We start from the raw sequence: 705 nt of genomic DNA on the forward strand, positions 1-705 counted from the left end.
GCCACCCCGCGACGACGGCGCAGCGCTTCGTGCCGGACGCCTTCAGTGGCGTGCCCGGCGCGCGGCTGTACCGCACGGGGGACCGGGCGCGGTGGCGGCAGGACGGCACGCTGGACTTCGTGGGCCGGGTGGATGCGCAGGTGAAGGTGCGGGGCTTCCGCATCGAACCGGGTGAGGTGGAGTCCGTCCTGCACGCGCACCCGTCCGTGCGCGAGGCCGTCGTCGTCGTGCGCGAGGATGTGCCCGGAGACAAGCGGCTGGTGGCCTACGTCGTGGGCCATCCGACGCCGGATGCCTCCGTGCTGCGCGCCTTCCTCACCGAGAGACTGCCCGCGCACCTGGTGCCGTCCGCCTTCGTCCCCATGGCGGCGCTACCGCTGACGCCCGGTGGCAAGCTGGACCGCAAGGCCCTGCCCGTCCCCGAGCAATCCACCGCGGCCTCCGTCACCGTCGTCCCGGAGCACCTGACGCCCTTCCAGCAGCGCGTCGCAGGACTCTTCCGCGAAGTGCTGCACGTGGAGCGCGTGGGCCTGCACGACGACTTCTTCGCGCTGGGCGGCCATTCGCTTCTGGCCACGCAGCTCATCTCCCGACTGCGCACCACCTTCCAGGTGGAGCTGCCCCTGCGCGGTCTCTTCACCGCGTCCACCGTGGCCCGCGTCACGGAGCTGGTGGAGGAGCAACTGCTGGTGCGCTCGGACGGGC

Annotated in this window: 1 protein-coding gene; it reads left to right on the forward strand. The window is 72.3% G+C overall.

All coding sequences use genetic code 11. The annotated features are described in order from the left end of the window. On the forward strand, positions 1-705 hold a 705-nt coding region (locus tag D7V88_RS41970; RefSeq protein ID WP_147449175.1), incomplete at both ends, for a phosphopantetheine-binding protein.

The organism is Corallococcus terminator (assembly GCF_003611635.1).
Lineage (GTDB): Bacteria > Myxococcota > Myxococcia > Myxococcales > Myxococcaceae > Corallococcus > Corallococcus terminator.